The organism is Pseudarthrobacter oxydans, assembly GCF_030812335.1.
Lineage (GTDB): Bacteria > Actinomycetota > Actinomycetes > Actinomycetales > Micrococcaceae > Arthrobacter > Arthrobacter oxydans_B.
Window position 1 is genome coordinate 1 of the sequence record NZ_JAUSSN010000012.1, and the last position, 24,701, is coordinate 24,701.

Genomic DNA, 24,701 nt, shown 5'->3' on the forward strand with positions numbered 1-24,701 from the left:
GCACCCGGGAGGGTGTGGGAGAGTAGGTCACCGCCGGAACATCATTAAACGGTCGAGAGCCCCAACCACACGGTTGGGGCTCTCCCGCATTTAACAGCCATTCAAGGTGGAGCGTGCTCCTTCCCCGCCTTCCTCGGCGTCGCAGGAGCTCAGCGGCATCAGCGGGGTTTGTGGGGGCCCCGCAACGGCGGGAGGCGCCGCCGTCGTCGGGCTCCCAAGGGAGTCCGGGAGCGTTGCCCCGGATCATGCAGGATCTGAAGGAGCATCAGGGCGGACACCGCCCCGGCTGAGAGAGCGTCCGCTGTTGGCGAAATAAGGCCCCGAAAGGCGTCGATTCCCGGGTTTTTCCCCAAAAAAGGCCGAAAACACGCGGAATTTGCCACCTCGGCGGCGGCAAGCTGGTAAGTTTTCGGACAGTGGCTTGTGCGCATGCCGTGTGCAGGCTCCAGAAATCATGACAGTCCAGGAGGACATAAATGGCTAAGAACCGTAGTGAACTTGTTGCAGAGGTAGCAGGCAAGGCCGGCACCAGCCAGGCAGCCGTCAACTCCGTGCTGGATGCACTGTTCGAGGTCTTCGAGACCTCTGTCGCCGCCGGCGAAAAGATCACCATCCCGGGCTGGCTCGCCGTTGAGCGCACCGACCGTGCAGCTCGCACCGGCCGCAACCCGCAGACGGGCGAGACCATCCAGATCGCCGCGGGCCACAGCGTCAAGCTGACCGCCGGCTCGAAGCTGAAGGCTGCGGTCTCCAAGAAGAAGTAGTCTTCTCTGAACGCTTGAAAGGAGCGGCGACCCCCTGGGTCGCCGCTCCTTTTTCGTTAACCAAACAGCCCGGAGGCTGTTCCCTGGCAGGTGGCGGGCAGCTCTCGATTCGGCGGGCAGGCGGGGCGTAGCGGACAATGGAACTGTGCCTTCCGCAGCAAATCCCCGTGCCACCACCGCCGCTCCCACCCCGACCGGGGGAGGGCGGGGCGCCGTTGCGGGTTCCGGCGAAATCTCCCGGGCCTGGCTGTTCGCCGGCCTTGCCGCGCTGTTCCTGGGACTAGTCGCCGCGCTGGTGTTCTCCGGCGCCGCGGCCGCCCGCGAGGTCTCCGACCCGGGCGCCCTGGTCCGCTGGGGCCTGCCGGTCAGCAAAGCCGTGCACAACATGGCGCTGGCCACCGTGATCGGCAGCCTTCTCTTCGCCGTCGGAATCCTGCCCCGTTCCCATGCCGGCTCCCGGTCCAAGGACGACGACGCCCCGGAACATCCGGCCTTCACGCGGACGCTGGCGGCCGCCGCCGCCGCCGGGGCCGTCTGGACGCTGTCGGCGATTGCCGTGCTGGTGCTCAGCTACTCGGACATCGCTGGCCAGGGGATCTCCGGGGATCCGGAATTCACCCGCTCCCTGGTCTATTTCATGACCGACATCGAGACCGGCCGGGCTTGGCTGGCCGTAGTTATCATCGCCGCCGTGGTCACCACGGCCCTCTTTGGGGTCCGCTCCCGGGGAGCCCTGGCGGCAACCCTGGTTCTGTCCCTCATCGGACTCGTCCCGTCAGCGCTGATCGGACACTCCGCCAGCTCCGCTGACCACGAAGGCGCCATCAACTCGCTCGGCCTGCACCTGGTCGGGGTATCGGCCTGGGTCGGCGGCATCATCACGCTGGCCCTGCTCTCCGGCACGCTGGCAGGCACCGCGGCCGGCTCGAAGTCCGGCAGCCGCCCCGATATCACCGAGCCGACGTTCCGGCGCTTCTCCGCACTGGCCGGCTTCGCCTTCGTCCTCGTCTTCGCTTCCGGCGTGATCAACTCCAGCATCCGCCTCACATCCTGGAACGACCTGTTCGGCTCGGCCTACGGGCAGCTGATTCTGGCCAAAGCAGCGGCGACCCTCGTCCTTGGCGGTATCGGCCTGATGCACCGGCATTGGGTCATTCCCCAGCTGGGCAGCCAGGGCGGGGGGCTGTCAGCCCGCCGCGTGCTCTGGCAGCTCGTCGTTGCGGAGTTGCTCATCATGGGGGCGACGTCGGGCATCGCTGTCGCGCTCGGCCGCTCGGCGCCGCCGCAGGGCGAGGCCCTGGCGCCGAACGCCTCACCGGCCTTTATCGTCTCGGGCTACGAACTGCCGCCGGAGCTCACCCCGGAACGCTGGCTGACCGAATGGCGCCCCGACTGGCTCTGGGTCGCCGTCGCGGTCTTTGGCCTGGTGGCCTACATCCTCGGCTTGCGGAAGGTGCTCCGGCGCGGGGATTCCTGGTCCTGGTTCCGGGCCGTCAACTGGGTGATCGGGCTCGGGGTGCTCACGTATGTGACCTCCGGCCCTCCGGCGGTCTACGGCCGGGTGCTGTTCTCGGCGCACATGGTGGACCATATGGCACTGACCATGGTGGCCCCCATCTTCCTGGTCCTGGGCGCCCCCGTGACGCTGGCCCTGCGCGCGCTCACGGCGCGCCGCGACAGTTCACGCGGCCCGCGCGAATGGCTGCTGATCGTCATCCACTCGAAGTTCTCCCAGCTGGTGACGCATCCGCTGTTCGCCGCTGCCAACTTCGCCGGCTCGATCGTGCTGTTCTACTATTCGGACGCGTTCGGATATGCGATGCGGGACCACATCGGCCACGAGCTGATGAACCTGCACTTCGCCCTCACCGGCTACATCTTCGTGCTCACCATGATCGGCACCGACCCGCTGCCCCGGCGCGCGCCGTACCCCATGCGGCTGATGCTCCTGCTGGCCACCATGGGCTTCCACGCCTTCTTCGGGGTCGCGATCATGGGCGGCACCGGGCTGCTGGCCGCGGACTACTTCGGCAACCTCGGCCGGACCTGGGGCCCGTCGGCCCTGCTGGACCAGCAGATGGGCGGCGCCGTGGCCTGGGGCATCGGCGAAGTGCCCACGCTGCTGGTGGCGATCGGCGTCGCCGTCCAGTGGTCCCGTTCCGATGCGCGCGAGTCCAAGCGCACCGACCGGGCGGCGGACAGGAATAACGACGCCGATCTCACTGCTTACAACGATATGTTTGCCAAGCTGGCCGAGCGCGATGCCCGGCTGGCCGAACGCAAGTCAAAGCTGGAAGGACGCTCATGACCGAAACCGTACGCACCCACCTCCGGGTCCGGGCCTCCGAGCTGGTGGGCCGCAACTGGCTCAACACCGGCGGGAAATCCCTGGACCTGGAATCCCTGCGCGGCAAGATCGTGCTGCTCGACTTCTGGACATTCTGCTGCATCAACTGCCTGCACGTGCTGGACGAACTCCGCCCGCTCGAGCAGCAGTACTCCGACGTCCTGGTGACGGTCGGTGTGCACTCCCCGAAGTTCGAGCACGAGGCTGATCCGGTGGCCCTGGCCGCCGCCGTCGAACGCTACGAGATCCGCCACCCGGTCCTGGATGATCCTGAGCTGGACACCTGGAAGGCCTACACGGCACGGGCCTGGCCCACCCTGGTGGTCATCGACCCCGAGGGCTACATCGTGGCGCACCTCTCCGGCGAGGGCCACGCCGACGGCCTCGCCGTGCTCATCCCGGAGCTGATCGCCGAACACGAGGCGAAGGGAACGCTGCACCGCGGCGACGGGCCGTATGTGGCGCCGGAGCCGACGTCGGGCACCCTGCGGTTCCCCGGCAAGGCCCTGTTCCTCCCCGACGGCCGCGGCGTTGGAAGCGCTTCAGCGGCGGGTTCCTGGCTGGTCACCGACACCGGCCACCACCGCCTCGTGGAGCTCTCCACCGACTTCCAGACCGTGCTCGCCACCTACGGCTCCGGCGAGAAGGGCCATGCCGACGGCAACGCCGCCACGGCCCGCTTCAACGAACCCCAGGGCCTGGTCCTGCTCCCGGAGGACGTCGCCGCCGAGACCGGCTACGACGTCGTGATTGCCGACTCCGTGAACCACCGCCTGCGCGGACTGTCCCTCGCGGACGGAACCGTCAGCACCCTCGCCGGCAACGGCGTCCAGCGGCTCCTCGAGACGGGACCGGCCCGGGTGGACGAGGAAGGCGCCGCCTACGGTGCCCGGCTGGAACCGGATCCGCTGCAGGTCTCCCTCAGCTCGCCCTGGGACGTGGTCTGGTCCACCAAACTGCATGCCGTCGTCATCGCCATGGCCGGCGTGCACCAGATCTTCAGCTTCGACCCGCGCTCCGGCGCCGTGTCCATCATCGCCGGCAACGGCCTCGAGGGCCTGCTGGACGGCCCGGCCGAGGAAGCCTGGTTCGCCCAGTCCTCCGGTCTCGCCGAGGACGCCGACGGCAACATCTGGGTGGCGGACTCCGAAACCTCGGCGCTGCGCAAGCTTGTGATCGGCGACGGCGGCGCCATCACCGTTGAGTCCGCCGTCGGCAAGGGCCTGTTCGACTTCGGCTTCCGCGACGGGAAGGCCGCCGACGCCCGGCTGCAGCACCCGCTGGGCGTCACCGTGCTGCCGGACGGCTCGGTGGCGATCGCGGACACCTATAACGGTGCCGTCCGCCGCTACGATCCCGCCTCGGGCACGGTGTCCACCCTGGCGCGCGGGCTGTCGGAGCCCTCCGACGTGATCGTGGACCACACCCAGGTCGCCGGCGCAGAGCCGCTGCTGGTGGTGGTCGAAGCCAACAAGCACCAGCTCGTCTACGTGCCGATCCCCAAGGAAGCGCAGCAGGTGGATGAGGGCGCGGCCCAGACCCACCGGCCCAAGACCCCCGTGGCCGCCGGGCTGCTGGAGCTGGCGGTCCGCTTCACCGCACCCACGGGCCAGAAACTGGACGACCGCTGGGGCGACCCGACCCAGCTGAAGATCTCCTCCACCCCGCCGGAACTGCTGCTGGCCGGCGGCGGAACCTCGGTGGGACTGTCCCGCACCCTGGAACTTTCCGCCGACGTGCCGGAGGGCGTGCTGCACATCACCGCACGCGCCGCTGCCTGCGACGGCCCGGAGGACGCGGACGGCGAGATCCCCGACCACGCCGCCTGCCACCTGTACCAGCAGGACTGGGGCATCCCCGTGCTGCTGCAGGCCGACGGCGACACCGAGCTGGTGCTCGACCTGCGCGGCATGGACTGACATCCGCCTGAGCGCCCCGGGTGGGCTGCTGTCCGTGACCCGGCGTCACGGACAGCAGCCTTTTGGCTTTAACCTGGCCCCGGATCCGCGGAATCCCGGCGTTCCACGGTCGTTGCGGCCGCAAAACGCTGCGCCGCGTGACGTGAAGATGTCCACATAGCGGGTCCACGGACTCCCGGCGCCGCGTGGCCGGGTAAACGATTGCCCCATGGATGTCTTCAGGGCCCTGGCCATCTGCGGGGGAGCGGCCCGGCGGCCTGCGCTGGCCCGCTTGGGAATCGACGACGCCGCGCTGCGGCGGGCGGTGAGGGCCGGCGTCCTGCAGCCGGTCCGGGGTCTCTATGCGCTCCCGACGGCGGCCCCGGACCATGTGGCGCTGCTGCGGCACCGGCAGCTCCTCACATGCAGCAGCGCGGCGCCCTTCTACGGGCTCTGGCAGGTGAACTCCGCCGGTCCGCTCCATGTGCATCACAGACGCGGTGCAGCCTTCGAGGGGCAGGCCGGGCACTACGGACTGCTCCTCGAGCCGCACCCCTACCGCCCGGTTGCTGCGCTCGGTGACGTGCTCATCCACGCGCTGAGATGCCTGCCGTTCGCTGAAGCCCTGGTCATGGTGGAGTGCGCCGTCGGCCGGGGCGACATGACAGTCGGGTTCCTGCGCGACCGACTCCCCGGGAAGCGAAATGGCCGCGCCCGACGGGTCCTTGACTGGGTGGACCGCGGAGCCGAATCCCTGCTGGAGACCCTCGCCAGGACGTATTTCCGCCAGGCCGGCATCCGGGTGGAAACGCAGGTCCACATCGACGGCGTCGGATATGTGGACCTCCTGCTGGAGGGCACCCTGATTGTGGAGCTGGATGGGCGCCTTCACGGTGGGTGGGTCCAGGTCAGGAAGGACCAGCGGCGCAACAACGTGTCCGTGGTTCAGGGCTACTCCGTGCTCCGGTACTACTACGACGACGTTGTGCACCACCCCGCGGATGCTCGCCGAGGTCCTGGCAGTCCTCGGCCGGACGCCCGGGGAGGTGCAGGCGTCACGGCAGGCAGGTTCGTGGCCGTTTGGAGCAACGGATTCCGCGGAATGGCGGGGTGCGTTGGGGCCGGTGGAGTCAAAAGACTTTCCGGAGTGACGCCACTGCCACGACCACTGCCACCACCACGGCCGCCGCAGCCGCCGCGGGGCCTAGTAGCTCAGGAGCGGCGTGACCTTGACGGTGTCGGCGTCGATATCCAGGCGCGCGGTGAAGCTGAAATCGTGGACGGTGTTGAGGGACGTCACGGCACCGGTGAACAGATCCACCTGCTGGGCCTCGATCCGTGCTTTGCCGTTCAGGGGCGCCATCACCCAGCGTCCGCCGAAGGGTTCGATGCTGATGGCGGGGTACTCGGTGATGCTCCAGTCGATGGTGCCGTCAATGACCCGGTTGTTGGTCGTGTGGTAGAACGGGCAGTCCGGCTGGAGCTGCTGCTGCTTGTCGGCGGTGTCGGCGCAGGTGTCCAAGAACTCGTTCACTTTGCTGCCCACCGCGTCCTTCAGCCCGTCGGTGGCTTCCGTCATCACGTTCAGCGGTGCCACGGGGACATCCCGGCCGGACACGGTGGCCTTGGTGGGCGCGGCGGAGAAGTATTCACCGGCCAGGGAGGCCTCGTACTCGCCCGGGTAGAAGACGGCGAAGGTGTTGCGGCCGTTGGGCATGTTCACCGGGACCCCGTTGAGGGTGGCCTCGCTGGCGTTGACCACCGTGACATCCAGGACCGGAAGGGCTGCGGGAACAAGGGCCCATTTGTGGAAGAACAGCCACTCCGTGCCGGATCTCTCCAGCAGGAACTCGGTCCGGAGCTCGCTGCCGTCAATGGTGTACTCGATCGGCACCATGACCTGGTTGTTGCCGCGGTCCTCGGCGTCGCCGTACCTGATGCCGCTGATCCGTGCGGTGGCGGTCTGCAGCGCCGTGCCGTCCAGCATGGCGGCGTTGCTCTGCGGAACGGATGCGCTCAGCAGGCCCAGGGCTTTCTCGCCTTCGCCCTTCTGCAGGGCATCCATATATTCACGCACAGGCTGCTGCGGGCTCGCAAGGGAGTTGTTCACGACGTTGACCGCAACGATGCCTCCGGCCACGGCAAGCATCAGGACCAGCAGCCATGCGGCTGCGATCCTGACTAACGCCTGACTCATTTGCACTCACCTTACGTTACCTGCACCCCGCAGGAATTCTCCTGTCACGCGGGCCCGATGTGACAAGGTCCGCCTAGCGGCGGCGCTTGGAGGCGGTGCCGAAGACGCCGCGCAGCAGTTCGCGGCCGAGCTGGGTCCCGAGCGAGCGGGCCATGCTCTTGAGTCCGCCGCCGAGGGCACCGCCCAAGACCCCGGCAAGGTCTCCGGCCATGCCGCCGTCGTCCGCCGGCTGCCGCTGCGGCTGCCGGGGTGACGGCCGGGCCTCCCGACCCGGCTCTTGCCGTGAGGGTGCCGCAGCTGGCCGGCTGCTGGGGCGGCCCAGGATTTCCTCCTCGATCCGGCGTGCCTCGGCGTCGACGTCGGAGGCGCCGCCGCCGGTGCCGGGGGCCGGGGCGGGGGCCGCCGCAGCGGCGTCCGCCGCGGCCTTGCCGGAGATCTTCTCGTAGGCGGAGACGTTGTCGACGGCGGTGCCGTACTTGGGCAGCAGCGCAGAGGCGGCCACCGTGCTGGAGATCAGGGCGTCGGCGCTGGGCCCCATGACGGATTCCGGCGCGCGCAGACGGGTGAGCGCCACCGGCGTCGGGGCGCCCTTCTCGTTCATGACGGTGATGACGGCCTCGCCGATTCCGGCGGAGGTGAGGGTTTCCTCAAGGTCGTAGTCGCTCATCGGGAACGTGGAGACGGTGGCTTTGAGCGCCTTGGCATCCTCCGGCGTGTAGGCGCGGAGGGCGTGCTGCACCCGGTTGGCTAGCTGCCCCAGGACCTCCGCGGGGACATCCTTGGGGGTCTGGGTGACGAAGAAGATGCCGACGCCCTTGGACCGGATCAGCCGCACGGTGGTGGTGATGGCGTCCAGGAACGCCTTCGAGGCGCCGTTGAACAGCAGGTGGGCCTCGTCAAGGAAGAACACCAGCTTCGGCTTGTCCAGGTCCCCGGCCTCGGGCAGGTCCTCGAACAGGTCGGCCAGCAGCCACATCAGGAAGGTGGAGAACAGCATCGGCTTGGTCTGCAGGGTGGGCAGCTCCAGGCAGGTGATGACGCCGCGTCCGTCCGGGGCGGTGCGCATCAGTTCGGCGGTGTCGAACTCGGGTTCGCCGAAGAACTTCTCCATGCCCTGCGCCTCGAGCGTGATGAGTTCGCGGAGGATCACTCCGGCGGTCGACTTCGACAGTCCGCCGAGTTCCTCGAGCTCGTCCTTGCCTTCGGCGGAGGTGAGGAACTGGATGACGGCGCGCAGGTCCTTCAGGTCGATCAGTTCGAGGTTGTTCTTGTCCGCGAAGTGGAAGACGAGCTGCAGGCTCGATTCCTGCGTGTCGTTGAGCTCCATGATGCGGGAGAGCAGGATGGGGCCGAAGGACGTGATCGTGGCGCGGACCGGGATGCCGTTGCCGTCGCCGCCCAGGGCCAGGAACTCCACCGGGAACGTCTTGCCGGACCAGGGCTGGCCGATCCCGGCCGTGCGGGCCATCAGTTTTTCGCTGCCCGTGGCGGCCGTGGCCAGCCCGGACAGGTCGCCCTTGATATCCGCCAGGAACACCGGGACCCCGGCGGCGGAGAGCTGCTCGGCCATCATGTGCAGCGTGACGGTCTTGCCCGTACCGGTTGCCCCGGCCACCAGCCCGTGGCGGTTCATCATGGACAGCGGGAGCCGGACGGGGGCTTCCTTGTGGACCTCGCCGTCGATGATCGCGGCGCCCAGCTCAATGGTGGGGCCCTCGAGGGTGTACCCCTTCTGGAGGGTGGCGACTTTGTCTGCGGTGGATTTGATGGCCATGCGGACAGCTTAGCCGGGTCCGGCAATCCGGACCCGGCTCCGGCGGGTGGTGTTCCGGCGGTGCTACCCGGCGAGGGCCTTGAGGACTTCCTGCGCCACGTCCTCGCTGGACTGCGGGTTCTGGCCGCTGATCAGGTTGCCGTCGCGCACCACGTGGGAGCTCCACGCGGCGGCGTTCTCTACGACCGCGCCCTTGTCCTTCAGCACGTCCTCCACGAACCACGGCGTGTTGGGGCCGGTGCCGCCGCCCAGTTCCTCCTCGTTGGTGAAAACGGTGAGGCGGCGTCCCGCGAAGGCGAAGGCCCCGGCGTCGTCCGTGGCGCTCAGCAGGCCCGCCGGGCCGTGGCAGAACGGGGCGATGATCTTGCCGGCCGTGTTCGCCGCGATCAGGAGTTTGCCTAGGTCGGCGTCCCGGTAGAGGTCGGCCATCGGGCCGTGGCCGCCGGGCAGGACGACCGCGTCGTAGCCGGCGGGGTCGACGTCGGCCAGCGCCAGCGGCGCGGACAGCTCGGCGTCGATCCCGGCGAGGTAGCTGCGGAAGCTGTCGGCGCGGTCCTGGCCGCCGGCGGACCCGGCCGCCAGGCTCACCTCGTCCACGGTCGGCTTCGCGCCGCCGGGTGTGGCGATGTGGACGGTGTGTCCGGCGTTGCGAAGGGTCTGGTGCGAAACCACCAGTTCCTCGGCCCAGTAGCCGGTGGGGTGTTCGCTGCCGTCACGCATGGTGAGGGAGTCGGCGGCGGATACGACCATCAGAATGCTAGCCATGTCAGGCTCCTGTTCTGCCGGCCACGCGGCCGGCGGGTATCAGCAAGGGGTGTTAGCGTGCGGCTTCGAGTTCGGCGTACGTGGTGTCATCCAGCACGACGCCGGCGGCGGCCAGGTTCTCTTCGAGGTGCCGGATCGAGCCGGTGCCGGGGATCGGCATCATAACGGGGGAGCGGCGCAGCAGCCAGGCCAGGGCCACCTGGGACGTGGTGGCGCCGAGCCGCTGGGCGGCGGCATCCAGCGGGCCGCCGGGCCGGGACAGCTCCCCGGCGGAGATCGGTGCCCAGGGGATGAAGCCGATCCCGTTCTCCTCGGCGTAGTTGAGCACGTCCTCGGAGCTGCGGTCGGTCAGGTTGTAGCGGTTCTGGACGGTGGAGACGGTGAAGTACTTCCCGGCCTCCTCGAGTTCGGCGACGCTGACCTGGGACAGGCCCAGCGCCTTCACCTTGCCTTCCTTCTGCAGGTCGCGAAGCACGGTGAACTGCTCCTCGGGATCCACCTTGGGGTCGATCCGGTGCAGCTGCAGCAGGTCGAGCGCGTCGACCTTGAGCTTGCGCAGGCTCAGTTCGGTCTGCTGCCGGAGATATTCGGCGCGGCCCAGCGGCACCCATTCGTGCGGGCCGGTGCGCGTGAACCCGACCTTGGTGGCGATCTGAAGGCCGTCCCGGTAGGGGTGCAGGGCCTCGGCCAGGATCTCCTCGCTGATGTTCGGCCCGTAGGAATCGGCGGTGTCAATGAAGTCGACGCCGAGTTCGACGGCGCGGCGGACGACGGCGACGGCGGCCTTGCGGTCCGCCGGCTCGCCCCAGACGCCGTCCCCGACAATGCGCATGGCGCCGAACCCCAGTCGGTGGACGGTGCCCAGGTCCTTGAGGCCGATCGTGGCGGACAGTTCCGGATGCTGTGAATTGTCATGGCTCATGGGGGCGGCAACTCCTTCAGCCTGCTGAGTATTCCAACCGGCGACCCGCGCGGCGGGTTTCCCCGCCCGGGGCAGGGGCCGGAAGTAAGCTGGAGCATGGCTACCCGGGCATTGAAAAAAGTTCTTTCCGCCGCCATCACGCTTGGCCTGCTCCTGCTGGGCGGAGTGCCGGCCTCGGCGGCCCCTCCCCGGAACGCCGAGCCGGTCGGCATCGACGTTTCCTGGCCCCAGTGCGGCAAGACCCTCCCCAAACAGCCGGCGTTCGCCATCGTCGGGGTGAACAACGGCCTCGCCAACACCACCAACCCGTGCCTGGCCACCCAGCTCGCCTGGGCCAACACCGCGCCGTCCCCGGCACGCACCGCCCAGCCCCGGGTGGCACTGTACGTCAACACGGCGAACCCCGGCCTGCAGGGTTCGTGGTGGCCCACTTCCAACCACTACGGCGGCGATAACGTGGCCAACCCGTACGGTGCCTGCCGCGGCGGCGGCAGCGGAGCGGAGGACTTCCGGGCGTGCTCCTACATGTACGGCTATGCAAAGGCCTACGACGACGCCACAATCCGCGGGATCGACAACCCGGAGAAATACCTGTGGTGGCTGGATGTGGAAACCGAAAACAGCTGGCAGCCGGACAAGGCCGCCAACGTCGCGGACCTCGAAGGCATGACCGCCTACTTCACCAGCATCAACGCCGAAGTCGGCCTGTACTCCACCGGCTACCAGTGGAACCAGATTGCCGGCACCGTATCGGCGAGCAGCCCGCTCGCAGGGCTGCCCAGCTGGCTGGCGGGGGCGCGGTCACTCACGGGCGCCAAATCCAACTGCTCGCTGCCGGCGCTCACCCCCGGCAGCCGCGTCGCCCTGACGCAATACGTCTCCGCCGGGCTGGACTACAACTACTCCTGCCCCTGAGCCGCCGCCTGCTTCATGGGCAGCGCCACAGCTGGGGCAGAAATATCCCGGGGCCTGGCGTCGTTGTCGATAGTGTGCCCGCGCCGGGATCCGGCGCTGCGCCTGAGACTTCCCCGCTACGAAAGGCCGGCTTTTCCGTGACTGTTCCGCTTTCCATCCTTGACCTGGCAACCATCGGCAAGGGCCAGACGGCGGCAGAGAGCTTCGCGGGAAGCGTCGCCATGGCGCAGCTCGCCGAGCAGCTCGGTTACCGGCGGGTCTGGTACGCCGAGCACCACAACATGTCGGCCATCGCCTCCTCGGCCACGAGTGTGCTGATCGCCCACATCGCCGCGCAGACCGAGAGCATCCGCCTCGGTGCCGGCGGCGTGATGCTGCCGAACCACTCGCCGCTCACCATCGCCGAGCAGTTCGGCACCCTGGAGACCCTGCACCCGGGACGCATCGACCTGGGCCTGGGCCGCGCGCCCGGCAGCGACCAGAACACGCTGCGGGCCCTGCGCCGCGACCCGATGTCCTCGGACAGCTTCCCGCAGGACGTGCTGGAACTCCAGGGCTACCTGACCGGCCCCACCCGCATCCAGGGCGTGGAGGCCACCCCGGGCAAGGGCACCGACGTGCCGCTGTACATCCTGGGCTCCTCGCTCTTCGGCGCCCGGCTCGCCGCGCAGCTGGGCCTGCCCTACGCCTTCGCCTCGCACTTCGCGCCCAACGCGCTGCAGGACGCCGTCGCGATCTACCGGCGCGACTTCCAGCCGTCCGCGCAGCTGGACGCCCCGCACGTGATCGCCGGCGTCAACGTCATCGCGGCGGATTCCGCGGCCGAGGCGCAGCAGATGTTCCAGGCCACCAAGCGCGCCCGCGTCTCGCTGTTCTTCGGCAACGGCCGCGAGTTCAGCGACGACGAGGCGGACATGATCCTGGACTCGCCGCAGGGCCAGCACGTGGCCCAGATGATGAAGTACTCCGCCGTGGGCACCCCGGACGCCGTGCTCGAATACCTGGACGAGTTCACCGCGCACGCCGACGCCGACGAGCTCATCGTCGCGCACCAGAGCACCGGCACCGAGGCACGGCTGCGCTCCGTGCAGCTGCTCGCCGACGTCGCCGGTCTGGTCCGGGTCTAGCCAACCCGGGTCCCGGCAACCCGGGTTCCGGGCAACCCGGGTTCCGGGCCGCGGGCCCGTCGCCGGTCCCGTCATGCCAGGGTATCCGTCACGCACGGCAGGCTTTAGCGTCGTTCGACCCGCCGTGCCGCGGACCGGCGCGGCAGGACGGCACTTCTCGCGCCAATAACCCGCCCTGCGTGACGCGGCCGGCTGCCGGGCCGCCTCCCGCCCGGTCCCAGCCTCTCAGGCAAACGCTTGACACATCTCAACTGAACCGGTTTAGTAGTACACATCACTTAACCGGTTCAGCGCTTAACGATGCAGCTGAACCCCTCCGAAAGGGAACGGCCCATGGCAGTCACCATCAGCGACGTCGCCCACGCGGCCGGCGTCAGCAAGGGTGCCGTCTCCTACGCCCTCAACGGCCAGCCCGGCGTCAGCCAGGACACCCGCGACCGCATCCTGAAGGTTGCCAAGGACCTTGGCTGGAAACCGAGCCTGCGGGCCAAGGGGCTGTCTTCCGCCAAGGCGTATGCGCTGGGCCTGGTGGTCGCCCGGGATCCCTCGCTGCTCGGAACGGACCCCTTCTTCCCCGCGTTCATCGCCGGGATCGAGACGGCACTTGCCGAGCACGACTACACCCTGGTCCTGAGTGTCGCCACTGCCCCGGGAGCCGAGGAGCGCTGCTACCGAAAGCTCGTCGAGAACGGCCGGGTCGACGGCGTGATCCTCACCGACGTCAGGCACAACGACTCCCGCATCGGCCTGCTGAACGAGCTGAAGGTGCCGGCCGTGACCCTGAACCGGCCCGACGCCAACTCCCCGTTCCCGGCGGTTTCCGTGGACGAATCGGCCGGCATCGTTGCCGCGGTGGAGCACCTCGTGGCCCTCGGGCACACCCGGATCGCCCACGTCGGCGGCGGGCAGGAATACATCCACGGGCGCAGCCGGCGCAAAGCGTGGGCGGATGCGCTGGCCGCGGCCGGGCTCGCGTCTGATCTCTTCGCCGCGGCCGACTTCACCGCCGCCGGCGGCGTGGCGGCCACCGCCGAACTTCTCCGGCGGACGGACCGGCCGACCGCCATTGTGTACGCGAACGACCTCATGGCTACCGCCGGGCAGTCCTATGCGCAGTCGCTCGGGCTCAGCGTTCCCGGTGACCTGTCGATCACCGGTTACGACAACGCCGAGTTCACCCAGTACCTGAACCCGCCCCTCACTACCCTCGCCACGGACCCCATGCTCTGGGGCCGGGTGGCCGCCCAGGTGCTGCTGAACCAGCTCGCCGGAACGCACGGCGGCGGAGACACGGCCCTCCCGGCGCCCCGGCTCGTGGTCAGGGCCTCCACCGGCCCCGCCCCCGGCCATCCGACGGCCGCCTGACCGGCCGGCTGTCTGACGCGACCGGTCGCCTGACCGGCCGCACCGATCTTCCGCACCCCACCACGAACACCAGTCCCACAACCCCTCCCAAGGAGACGCAATGAAGCGCTTTTCAACTGCCACGCGAGTACTGTCCGTAGCCGCCCTGACCATCATGGGAGCCGGCCTGGCCGGTTGCGGCGGCGGCGGCGGAGCCGGCGGCAGCACCGCGGAGTCCGCCACCACGGCCAAGGGCCCCATCAAGATCTGGTACTCCAACAACGAGTTCGAGGTGAAGTGGGGCAAGGCCATGGTCGAATCGTGGAACGCCGCCCACCCGGACGAGAAGATCGATGCCCAGGAGATCCCGGCCGGCAAGAGCTCCGAGGAAGTCATCGGCGCCGCCATCACCGCTGGCAACGCCCCCTGCCTGGTCTTCAACACCGCCCCCGTCGCGGTTCCGCAGTTCCAGAAGCAGGGCGGACTCGTCGCCCTCGACTCCTTCCCGGACGGCGCCCAGTACATCAAGGAACGCACCGGCGATCTCGCGGACCAGTACAAGTCCACCGACGGCAAGATGTACCAGCTTCCGTGGAAGTCCAACCCGGTGGTGCTCTACTACAACAAGGACATCTTCACCCAGGCCGGACTGGACGCCGAGAACCCCAAACTGGGAACCCAGGCGGAATTCGTTGAGACCGCCCGTGCCCTCGTGAAGTCCGGCGCCACGGCCAACGCCGTGTGGCCGTCCCCGGCCAGCGACTTCTTCCAGTCATGGTTCGATTTCTACCCGTTCTACGCCGCCAACTCCCAGGGCGCCCCGCTCCTGAAGGATGGCAAGGCCACCTTCGACAGCGAGGAGGGCAAGCAGGTCGCCGCCATGTTCGAGACCCTCTACCAGGAGAACCTGGCCTCCAAGGAGGTCTTCCAGGGTGATGCCTTCGGCGAAGGCAAGTCCGCCATGTCGCTGGCCGGTCCGTGGGCCATTGCCGCCTACAAGGACAAGATCAACTGGGGCGCCGTTCCGGTCCCGGGTTCCGAGGCCCAGTCTGACGGCTCCACGTTCTCTGATGCGAAGAACGTCGCGATGTACTCCGCCTGCGAAAACCAGGGCACGGCCTGGGAGGTCATGAAGTTCGCCACGAGCAAGGAACAGGACGGCAAGCTCCTCGCCGACACCGGCCAGATGCCGATGCGCCAGGACCTCCCGGCCACCTACGCCGACTACTTCGCCACGAACCCGCTCTACACCCAGTTCGCGGAGCAGGCCGGCCGCACCGTGGAGGTACCGAACGTCCCCAACTCCGTTGAAATCTGGCAGACCTTCCGGACCGCCTATGCCAAGTCCGTGATCTTCGGCAACGAATCCGTGGACGCCGCGTTCACCGGTGCCGCGGAGAAGGTCAACCAACTGGCAGCCCAGAAGTAACGGGCGGATCCCCATGTCACTTCGCTCAGCCGACGGCGGCGCGGCCAGCGGCCAGACTGCTGGCGAAACCGCCGGGCGGGCGCCGGAGCGGCGGCCGGAGGCCAGGAAGCGCAAAAACTTCCTGGGCCGCCAGCCGCTGGGACTGCTGTTCAGCGCCCCCTATGTCATCTATGTCCTGGCCGTGCTGGCGTTTCCGCTCGGCTACGCCGTCTACATTTCCTTCCACGACTACTTCTTCACCGCACCGAGGGTCAAGGTGGACCGGCCGTTCGTGGGCCTGGACAACTACATCACCGTCCTGACCGATCCTGCCGTGCAGCGCTCCTTCGCCAACATCGGCGTCTTCCTGGTCATCAACGTTCCGCTGACCGTGGGCCTGTCCCTCGTCCTGGCGAACGCGCTGAACCGCGTGACGAAGCTGCGGACCTTCTTCCGGGTCAGCTACTACGTCCCGTACGTCACGGCGAGTGTCGCCGTCGTCGGCGTCTGGCTGTTCCTGTTCCAGCAGAACGGCCTGGTCAACGAGCTCCTGGGGCCGCTGGCCCCGAACCCCTCGTGGCTGGTGAACTCGTGGCTGGCGATGCCGACGGTGGCCCTGTACGTGACCTGGAAACAGCTGGGGTTCTTCATCCTGCTGTACCTGGCCGCGCTGCAGAACATCCCGGACGAGCTCTATGAGTCCGCCTCGGTGGATGGTGGCAGCAAATGGGTCCAGTTCTGGAACATCACCGTTCCCGGCGTCCGTTCGGCCAGTGTGCTGGTGACGCTGCTGGCCACCATCACCGGCGCCAACCTCTTTACCGAGCCGTACCTGCTCACCGGCGGCGGCGGCCCGGACGGCGCGTCCACGTCACCGGTGTTCCTGATGTACCAGAAGGGCATCCTGCAGGGGAATCCCGACCTGGCCGCCGCGCTGGGCGTGGTGCTGGTGATCGGCGTGCTGCTGATCGCCCTGATCCAGAAACGCCTCGTCGGCGGGAAGGAGGATTAACGTGTCAATTCTCAACAAGGCAACCGCGCCCAACGATGAGAACAACGACGACGGCGCCCGCCGCGGCGGTCTGCCCGGCGGGCCCGGCAGGAAACCGGCCGCAGCGGCCTCCGCCGTGGAAAAGCGCAAAAACCTGGGCCTCGGCAGCTTCGTGCTGCTGGCCGTCGGCGCGTTTGTGTTCCTCTTCCCCTTCTACTACATGTTCATCGGTTCGCTGCAGACCTCACCGGACACCTCGGTGGCGGGCGCGTTCCCGAACCCGTCGAACGTCACGGGTGAGAACTACACGAACATCAACAACTCCATCAACCTGCTGAAGGGCCTGGTGAACTCCGGGATCTTCACCGGCGGCGTCATCTTCTTCACGGTGATCTTCGGGCTGCTGGTGGGGTACGCCCTGGCGCAGATGCAGTTCCGCGGCAAGGGCTTCGTGTTCGGCATGATGCTGCTGGTGCAGATGATCCCGTTCCAGCTGCTGCTCATCCCGCTCTATGTGATGATCGTGCGCGACTACGGCCTCGCCGACACCTACCTCGGCATGATCCTGCCGTTCGCGATCAACTCCACCGCCGTGTTCGTGTTCCGCCAGTACTTCCTGCAGCTGCCCTCGACCCTGTTCGAGGCGGCCCGGATCGACGGCGCCTCGGAACTGCGGATCCTCTGGCAGATCGCCATCCCGCTGGTGAAGCCCGCGATTGTCACAGCGGTCCTGCTGACCTTCATCGGGCCCTGGAACGAATTCCTGTGGCCGTTCCTGGTCACGAAGGACCAGGCCATCCAGCCGCTCGCCGTCTCCCTGGCGAATTACATCTCCAACGTCTCCGCGACGGCGTCCAACCCGTTCGGAGCCATCCTGGCGGGAGCGTGCGTCCTCGCGGCGCCCGCCGTCGCACTGTTCATTTTCTTCCAGCGTCAGTTCATTTCCACCAATATCGGATCCAGCGTAAAGGGCTAATCTATGACTTCCCCCCAGACTTCCGCACTGCCCACCGTCCCCTTCACCCTCACCCGCGCCGGCGTCATCATGTCGCCGGAACCGGGCAATGAGTTCGAGGCCGAGGGTGTGCTCAACCCGGCCAGCGGCCGCGGCCCCGACGGCGAGCTCTACCTGCTGCCGCGCCTGGTCGCCAAGGGCAACGTCTCCCGCGTGGGGCTGGCCAAGGTGATCATCGAAGACGGTGTCCCCACCGGCGTCGAGCGCCTGGGCATTGTCCTGGCCCCCGACGAGGGCTGGGAGCGCGGCCTGAACAACGCCGGCACCGAGGACCCCCGCACCACCTGGGTCCCCACGCTCGGCAAGCACCTCATGACCTACGTCGCCTACGGCCCGCTGGGCCCGCGCCTGGCCTTCGCCCACTCCGAGGACCTCCGCAGCTGGGAACGCCTGGGCCCGTGCCTGTTCGGCTATCAGGCGGACCTCTCCCTGGACCTGAACCTCTTCCCGAACAAGGACGCCGTGTTCTTCCCGGAGCCGGTCAACGACCCCGACGGCGTGCCCTCCTACGCCATGCTGCACCGCCCCATGTGGGACCTGGGCTGGATCCGTGAGGGCGAAGGCGAGCACCTGCCGGCCGGCGTCACCGACAACCGGCCCGGCATCTGGATCTCCTACGTTCCGGTCGCGGACGTGGAAAAGGACATCCGCAACCTCGTGCACATGTCCAAGCACCGGCTCGTGGCGCTCAGCGAGTTCCCGTTTGAGGAACTGAAAATCGGCGGCGGCCCGGCCCCGATCCGCGTCGAGGAGGGCTGGCTGCTGATCCACCACGGCGTCGCCGGCGCCCTGGAGAAGTCCGCGTTCGACCACCAGCAGAAGGTCAACTACACCGCGGCCGCGATGATCCTCGACGCCGATGACCCGTCCAAGGTGATCGCCCGCAGCGACAAGCCGCTGCTGGCGCCCGAGACCGAGGACGAGATCTCCGGCATCGTGCCCAACGTCGTCTTCCCGACCGCCATCGAGAAGATCGGCGAGCAGCTGTTCGTGTTCTACGGCATGGCTGATTCGAAGATCGGCGTCGCCAAGCTGGACCGGATTCCCGCAGCCCACTAGTACCGCCGCCCACTAGTACCGCCGCCCGCCGACCCGACCGACAGAGAACCCCAGCAGGAGTACCGATGACGAACAACGATGTCCGCTCGAAACTGAGACCACAACCCACGGCCGTCGCTGTGGCCGTATCGATGCTCCTGCTGGGGACGGGTGCCGGTGCCGCGACCGCGGCACCGGCACCCCCGGCGGCGGTCGGGCTGGAGCCTGCGCAGCCGGGACCCGCCGCCCCCGCGCCGCCCCTGACGAACCTTCGCCACCTCGACTTCCTGATGGACACCGTGCCCCTCGCCCCGGTGGAGGGCCACACCACCTACCAGCTCGACCAGACCCCCTCGGCGCAGGCCCCCTGGACTTACGCGGACAAGAAAGCGGACGGCAGCTACGCCCGGATCGGCGGCGGAGACCTCGACCCCGCCACCGGCCACTGGACCCAGGGCGCCTACAACGCCGACGACATCGCCCGCACCGCCGTCGTCTACCTCCGCCACTGGCAGCAGACCGGCGACGCCGCCAGCAGGGAACGCGCCTTCCAGACCCTGCGCTCGCTGACCTACCTGCAGACCGTCAGCGGCCCCAACACCGGGAACGTCGTCCTCTGGCAGCAGGCGGACGGCACCCTGACCCCCAGCGCCAAGCCCGTGGAACTGCCGGACCCCTCCGATTCGGCCGAGTCCTACTGGCTGGCCCGCACCGTCTGGGCGCTCGGGGAGGGCTACGCGGCCTTCGCCGCCGCCGATCCGGCGTTCGCGTCCTTCCTGCAGGAGCGCCTCCACCTCGCGCTCGGCTCCCTGAACAAGCAGTCCCTCGGCAGATACGGCTCGTATGACTCAGCCGACGGCGTGCAGGTCCCGGCCTGGCTGATCGCCGGCGGGGCCGACGCGTCCGCCGAGGCCGTGCTCGGGCTTGCCGCCTACGCCCGGGCCGAGCCCGACGACGGCCTGGCCACCACGGCGCTCACCCGGCTGAGCGAGGGCGTCGCCGCGATGTCCTCCGGCTCGGGCACCGAATGGCCCTTCGGCGCGATCCTGCCCTGGAACAAATCCCAGACCCTCTGGCACGCATGGGGCGGCCTGGCCCCGGCCGCTGCCGCCACCGCCGCCGACGTCCTGGACCAGCCCCGGCTGCTGGAGGCCGCGGTCAAGGATTCAGCCCAGTTCACCCCGCAGCTGCTCGCCGCGGGCGGGCCGGACAACGCCTGGAGCCCCACGCCCGGCGAGGCGCAGATCGCCTACGGTGTGGACTCCCGCGTCCAGAGCCTCGTCGCCACGGCGGACGCCGCCAACGCCCCCGGGCTGCTGGACCTCGCGGCCATCGCGGCCGGCTGGTTCTTCGGCGCCAACCCCAGCGGCGCGCCCGCCTACCACCCGGCCACCGGAACCGCGATCGACGGGATCGAACCCGACGGCCGGGTCAACCCGAACTCCGGCGCCGAATCCACCATCCACGCCCTGCTGACCATGCTTGCCCTCGACGCCCGCCCGGAGCTCAAGGCCCAGGCCCTCGGCATCAACCGCACCGTCTCCACCCACGGGCTGAGCGTTGTCGAGGCCGAATCCGGCACCATCACCGGCGGCGGAACTGTGGTGAAACCCGCCTCGGCCTGGACCGGGGAGGCCAACATATCCGGCGGCGCCTACGTCGCCCTGGCGGCAGGCGCGTCCCTCAGCGTTCCGCTGCCCGCCGCCGACGAGCCGCGGAACATCTACCCCATCGTCAACCAGGGCATTGCCCCCTCCGGCAGCACGAGCTGGACCACGGCCAAAGGCCCGCTCGGCACGACCCGCAACGGCGGTGCCGGGGCGCAGGGCATCACGGACGCGCCCGGCATCCTCTTCCCGTTCACGCTGCAGCGGGCGCTGCCCGCGGGGGCGGCCGCCGTCGTCGGCACCACCGACGGTGACGTGGCACTGGACGCGCTGCTGGTCCAGCCGCAGCTGTCCACCGTCTCGGTCGACGGCTCCGGCGGTTCGGCCACGCTGTATGTCAGCGCGGCGAAGTCCACCACCGTCAAGGCAGTGCAGCTCCCGGCCGGGTTCGTCATGGAACAGCAGCAGTACGACAGCACGGGCAAACCGGTGCAGGGGAACGGCAACGACGCCCGGTCCGGGAACGTCACCGTCGCCCCCGGAGGCTTCACCCTGGTGAGCTTCGTGGCCCGCTAGACGGGAAACGGCACCTTCGCACGGGTTTCCCGGCGGTTGCGGATGTTACACAGCTGCAACCGCCGGGACACCCGCGGGAAATCGGGGCGGGAGGATACTGGAAGTACGTCCTTCACGGACGGTCTCACGCAGGCATTGGGGACTATCGAAGGACTCCGCACATGCCCACTCCTCTTAACCAGTCCCTGGCCGACTCTGCCCTCCTGACGAAATCCCTGCCGCTGGGCCTGCTCCGGGCCTTTGTGCAGACCAACGCCGCCGACGACGGGCTGACGCCGCAACTGCTGGCCGAACTCAAGATCCTGGCCCGCACGCCGGGTTTGCTCGTGGCCTGCAACTACGGCGGGACCCTGTGCGCCGCGGAAGGCATCTCCACCGAGACCCTGCCGCTGGGCAGCGCCGCGATTGCCCTCCGGGCGCTGGCCGCCCTCCCCAACACCCACGCGGCCGTCATCTCGGGGCGTTCCCTGCGCGACCTGGCCGCCGTCTCGCGGCTCCCGGCCGAGGTGCACCTGGTTGGCTCGCACGGCGCCGAGTTCGACATGGGCTACGCCCACGGGCTGTCCCTGGCCACCGAATCCGCGCTCCAGCAGGCCAGCCAGGCGCTCGCGGAAACGGTCGGCGCCTACCGCGGCATCACCATCGAGCGGAAGCCTGTGGCCGTGTCCGTGCACACCCGCCCGGCCGCGCCCGAAATCGTCGCGCTGGCCACCGAGCAGGCGGAGGCGATCGCCCGGGCGCACGGGCTGTCCTTCATCGTCGACGGCTCGGTCCTGGACCTGTCCGTGGTGGAACCGGCCAAGGCCACCGCCCTGGAACACCTGCGCTCCATGCTCGGCGCCAGCGCGGCACTGTACGCGGGGGACGCGGCCAGCGATGAGCTGGCGATGGCAACCCTGCGCGGGCCGGACATGGCCCTCCGGGTGGGGGAGGGTCCCACCCTGGCCGCGCACCGGCTGCGCGATCCCGAGTCCTTCGCCCGGGTGCTGGCCATCCTCTTTGAACTGCGGCGGGCCTGGCTGTTCGGGGAGGACGCCGTCGGCCTGGAGCGGCATTCGATGATCGGCAACGGCTCCTCCACGGCGCTCATCACCCCGGACGCCAAGATCTGCTGGATGAGCCACCCGCTGCCGGACTCGGGGTCCCTTTTTGCGCATCTCCTCGGCGGCGACGCGGCCGGCCACTTTTCTGTGGAACCGGTGAAGGCCTCCCAGGTCCTGGGCCAGCGGTATGTGGACAGCACCATGATCGTGGAAACCCGCTGGGCCGACGTCACCGTCACGGACTACCTGGAACCTGCGCCGGAGGGCGTGACCAGCCTGGTGCGCGTACTCTCGGGCACGGGAACGGCTCGGATTGTCTTTGCGCCCCGCCCGGACTACGCGAACGCGCCCTTCAGCATGGAGGCCCGCGGGACGGAGCTGCACGTGGTGGGGACCGCGGACCCGATCATGCTGCTCGCCCCCGGCGTCAGCTTCACCCTCACCTCGGACGGCCGCCACGGCACTGCGACGGCCGACGTCGAACTGCGGCACGGCCCCGTGGTGCTGAACCTGCGCTGCGGCGACACGGAGCCCCAGCGCGCGGAACCGCCGGAGGAAAACTCGCGCCGCGCCGCCGTCGCGCATCATTCCCGGCGCTGGGTGCAGGCGCTGCAGCTGCCCGCCGTGAAACCCTCCCTGGTCCGCCGGTCCGCCCTGGTGCTCCGCGCCCTGGTCCACGAGCCCACCGGCGCGGTGCTGGCGGCGCCGACCACCTCGCTGCCGGAGGGGATCGGCGGCACCCGGAACTGGGACTACCGGTACTGCTGGCTGCGGGACGGCTCCATGACGGTCAACGCGCTGGTGAACCTCGGCTCGACGTCGGAGGCGGAAGGGTTCCTGGCCTGGCTGGGCCGGATCCTGGCCCACGCCCCCGGACCGGAGTGGCTGCACCCGCTGTATTCCGTCACCGGGGCGCCGCTGTCCACCGAAGCCATCATCGAGAGCCTCCCCGGATACGCGGGCTCCCGGCCGGTCCGGATCGGCAACGCCGCGGACCACCAGGTGCAGCTGGACGTGTTCGGGCCGATCGCCGAGCTGATCGACGCCCTGAGCGCGCGGCAGGGGGCGCTGGACGACGCGCACTGGGAGCTGATGGTCCAGATGGCCTCGGCCGTCCTGGCCCGCTGGCACGAGGCGGACCACGGGATCTGGGAAGCCCGGCGGGCACCCCGGCACCATATCTACACCAAGGTGATGTGCTGGGTGGCGCTGGACCGGGCGCTGCGCACCGCCGCCCGGCACGGCCGGACGCCGCTTCCGGAATGGGAGCCGACGGCGGCCGTCATCCGGGAGGAGGTCCTGCGCGAGGGCTGGGATGAGAGTGCAGCGTCCTACACGGTGGCCTACGACAGCCCGGACCTGGACGCCGCGGTGCTGCACATCGGGCTCTCCGGGCTCCTGGACGTCTCCGACCAGCGCTTCCTGGACACCGTCACCGCAGTGGAACGGGAACTGCGTGTGGGCCCCACCGTGTTCCGCTACCGGTACGACGACGGCCTGCCGGGCCTGGAGGGCGGCTTCCACATCTGCACCACCTGGCTGATCGAGGCTTACGTGGCGGTGGGGCGGATCGAGGAGGCGTGGGACCTGTTCGACCAGCTGGTCAACCTTTTCGGGCCCACCGGGCTGCTGCCGGAGGAGTACGACCCGGGCACCGAAACGCACCTGGGGAACCACCCGCAGGCGTACTCGCACCTGGGCTTCATCCGCTGCGCGCGGCTGCTGGACGCGTTGCCGAAGAACTAGGCGCCCGGGGTTGAATGAGCAGGCCCGCTATTCGCAGGCCTTCCACCATTCGCTCGCGACCCGCAGTTCGCTCGCGTTCCCCTATTCGCAGGCGACGCCGTCGCGGTCGCCGTCCATCTGCTCGCGGTAGCCCGGCTGGCCTGCCCGGAGCGGCGCGGCCCCGGCGGCACGGGCGGCGGCGCAGTTCGCGTAGTACACCGCACCAGGGGCCGGTGCGGCGGGTGGGGCGGCCGGTGCGGGTGCGACGTCGGCCGGGGGCGCCGGCTGGGGTTCGGCCGGTGCCGGTGCTGCCTGGCCGGCGGGGGTAGCGGTGTCCCGGCAGTCGGCCAGCACCCGAGCCATGGCGTCGTGTTCCGCCCGGGTGACCCACAACCCGTAGCTGGACTTGACCGAGATCTGGCGGGCCACGTAGTCGCAGCGGTAGGACTTGTTCGGCGGCAGCCAGGTGGCGGCGTCGCCGTCGCTCTTCTGCTGGTTGGTGGGGCCGTCCACCGCGAGCAGGTTCAGCGGGTCGTTGGCGAAGGAGAGCCGCTGGGCCTCAGTGAGCTGCTGGGCGCCCTTCTGCCAGGCATCGCTGAGTGCCACCACATGGTCGATCTGCACGTCGGGGCTGGTGCTGGTGCCGCGGAGGAAGTTGATCAGGGTTGCCGTGTAGGGGTCGTTGAGGATGCCGGAGAGGACAACGCAGTCCCGGGTGCCGGGCTTGAGGGCGAGGCCGGTCAGGTCCCGGCGGAGCATGTCGTTGCGGGTGTCGCAGCCGTTGCGGTCGACGTCGGCCCAGGCCTGGCCGAACTGATCGCGCGAGTAGCCCGTCTTCGGGGCCCGGCCCTTGACCGGGATCGTGGCCAGCACGTCCAAAGCCTTGCCGGCGGCGGCCGGCTGCGGGGTCGTCGGGGCGGCGTCGCTGGTGCCGGGGTCCGGCGTGCCGGTCTGTGCGGCGGGCGCGGGGCTCGAGCCGGGGGCGGTGGAGCTAGCGGCGGGGGCTGCGGCCGGGGCCGGGGCCGTCGCGGTGCCGGCGCAGGCCGTGGCGGAGACCAGCAGCAGTCCTGCCAGCCCGGCGGCGATCCAGTCGACGGCGCCGGACCTGGCGGTGCTGGATCCCGCCGTGCTGGTTCCCGCTGTGCTGGTTCCCGCTTTGCCGCGCGGTTTTACCCTCTGCAATTCTTCCCCACTTCGTGCCGTTGCCCCGGGTCTTGGCGGAGCAGCCTGAGACCGGTCCCAGCC

Annotated in this window: 17 protein-coding genes and 1 pseudogene; 13 read left to right on the forward strand and 5 right to left on the reverse strand. The window is 69.2% G+C overall.

Annotation, left to right across the window (positions count from 1 at the left end):
• Positions 1-476: 476 nt before the first annotated feature.
• From J2W14_RS17890 to J2W14_RS17905, 4 genes and pseudogenes are all read left to right on the forward strand, one after another.
• The gene (locus J2W14_RS17890) at positions 477-764 is read left to right on the forward strand and encodes an HU family DNA-binding protein (RefSeq protein WP_024367639.1); all 288 of its coding nucleotides are present in this window, start codon (positions 477-479) and stop codon (positions 762-764) included.
• A 145-nt stretch (positions 765-909) separates the two neighbouring features.
• Positions 910-3,072 carry a cytochrome c oxidase assembly protein gene (locus tag J2W14_RS17895; protein ID WP_370871346.1) on the forward strand — a complete coding sequence of 721 codons (2,163 nt, stop codon included), beginning with the start codon at positions 910-912 and terminating at the stop codon, positions 3,070-3,072.
• Complete coding sequence (locus J2W14_RS17900) at positions 3,069-5,030, forward strand: NHL domain-containing thioredoxin family protein (protein WP_307465017.1); 1,962 nt, start codon at positions 3,069-3,071, stop codon at positions 5,028-5,030. The genes J2W14_RS17895 and J2W14_RS17900 overlap by 4 nt, the downstream gene beginning before the upstream one ends.
• A gap of 640 nt (positions 5,031-5,670) precedes the next feature.
• Positions 5,671-5,946 (forward strand): annotated as a pseudogene (locus J2W14_RS17905) (hypothetical protein); the annotation flags it as partial.
• A gap of 267 nt (positions 5,947-6,213) precedes the next feature.
• Here the strand turns inward: J2W14_RS17905 and J2W14_RS17910 are convergent.
• From J2W14_RS17910 to J2W14_RS17925, 4 genes are all read right to left on the reverse strand, one after another.
• Positions 6,214-7,206 carry a hypothetical protein gene (locus J2W14_RS17910; protein WP_307465019.1) on the reverse strand — a complete coding sequence of 331 codons (993 nt, stop codon included), beginning with the start codon at positions 7,204-7,206 and terminating at the stop codon, positions 6,214-6,216.
• Positions 7,207-7,279: 73 nt separating this feature from the next.
• Entirely contained in the window at positions 7,280-8,980 is a 1,701-nt protein-coding gene (locus J2W14_RS17915; protein ID WP_307465021.1) for a helicase HerA-like domain-containing protein, read from the reverse strand.
• Between the two features lie 63 nt (positions 8,981-9,043).
• A complete protein-coding gene (locus J2W14_RS17920) occupies positions 9,044-9,745 on the reverse strand; it encodes a type 1 glutamine amidotransferase domain-containing protein (RefSeq protein ID WP_307465023.1) in 702 nt (233 codons plus the stop codon).
• A gap of 52 nt (positions 9,746-9,797) precedes the next feature.
• On the reverse strand, positions 9,798-10,667 hold the full coding sequence (locus J2W14_RS17925; protein ID WP_307465024.1) for an aldo/keto reductase: 870 nt from the start codon (positions 10,665-10,667) through the stop codon (positions 9,798-9,800).
• A 96-nt stretch (positions 10,668-10,763) separates the two neighbouring features.
• Between J2W14_RS17925 and J2W14_RS17930 the strand changes: the two genes are divergently transcribed.
• From J2W14_RS17930 to J2W14_RS17970, 9 genes are all read left to right on the forward strand, one after another.
• Entirely contained in the window at positions 10,764-11,582 is an 819-nt protein-coding gene (locus J2W14_RS17930; protein ID WP_307465026.1) for a hypothetical protein, read from the forward strand.
• A gap of 137 nt (positions 11,583-11,719) precedes the next feature.
• Positions 11,720-12,709: an LLM class flavin-dependent oxidoreductase gene (locus tag J2W14_RS17935; protein WP_307465028.1), complete on the forward strand. Its 990-nt coding sequence runs from the start codon at positions 11,720-11,722 to the stop codon at positions 12,707-12,709.
• A 333-nt stretch (positions 12,710-13,042) separates the two neighbouring features.
• Entirely contained in the window at positions 13,043-14,074 is a 1,032-nt protein-coding gene (locus tag J2W14_RS17940) for a LacI family DNA-binding transcriptional regulator (RefSeq protein ID WP_307465030.1), read from the forward strand.
• 100 nt (positions 14,075-14,174) lie between these two features.
• Positions 14,175-15,482 carry an ABC transporter substrate-binding protein gene (locus tag J2W14_RS17945; protein WP_307465032.1) on the forward strand — a complete coding sequence of 436 codons (1,308 nt, stop codon included), beginning with the start codon at positions 14,175-14,177 and terminating at the stop codon, positions 15,480-15,482.
• A gap of 13 nt (positions 15,483-15,495) precedes the next feature.
• On the forward strand, positions 15,496-16,473 hold the full coding sequence (locus tag J2W14_RS17950; RefSeq protein ID WP_307465034.1) for a carbohydrate ABC transporter permease: 978 nt from the start codon (positions 15,496-15,498) through the stop codon (positions 16,471-16,473).
• Between the two features lie 199 nt (positions 16,474-16,672).
• Positions 16,673-17,428: a carbohydrate ABC transporter permease gene (locus J2W14_RS17955; RefSeq protein ID WP_370871350.1), complete on the forward strand. Its 756-nt coding sequence runs from the start codon at positions 16,673-16,675 to the stop codon at positions 17,426-17,428.
• A 3-nt stretch (positions 17,429-17,431) separates the two neighbouring features.
• A complete protein-coding gene (locus J2W14_RS17960) occupies positions 17,432-18,526 on the forward strand; it encodes a glycoside hydrolase family 130 protein (protein WP_307465037.1) in 1,095 nt (364 codons plus the stop codon).
• 65 nt (positions 18,527-18,591) lie between these two features.
• A complete protein-coding gene (locus J2W14_RS17965; RefSeq protein WP_307465039.1) occupies positions 18,592-20,688 on the forward strand; it encodes a hypothetical protein in 2,097 nt (698 codons plus the stop codon).
• 161 nt (positions 20,689-20,849) lie between these two features.
• Positions 20,850-23,477, forward strand: a complete 2,628-nt coding sequence (locus tag J2W14_RS17970) for a trehalase-like domain-containing protein (protein WP_307465041.1) — start codon at positions 20,850-20,852, stop codon at positions 23,475-23,477.
• Positions 23,478-23,558: 81 nt separating this feature from the next.
• On the opposite strand, the gene J2W14_RS17975 is transcribed toward J2W14_RS17970, so the two are convergent.
• Positions 23,559-24,638, reverse strand: coding sequence for a GmrSD restriction endonuclease domain-containing protein (locus J2W14_RS17975; protein WP_307465043.1), 1,080 nt, complete (start codon positions 24,636-24,638; stop codon positions 23,559-23,561).
• Between the last annotated feature and the right edge of the window lie 63 nt (positions 24,639-24,701).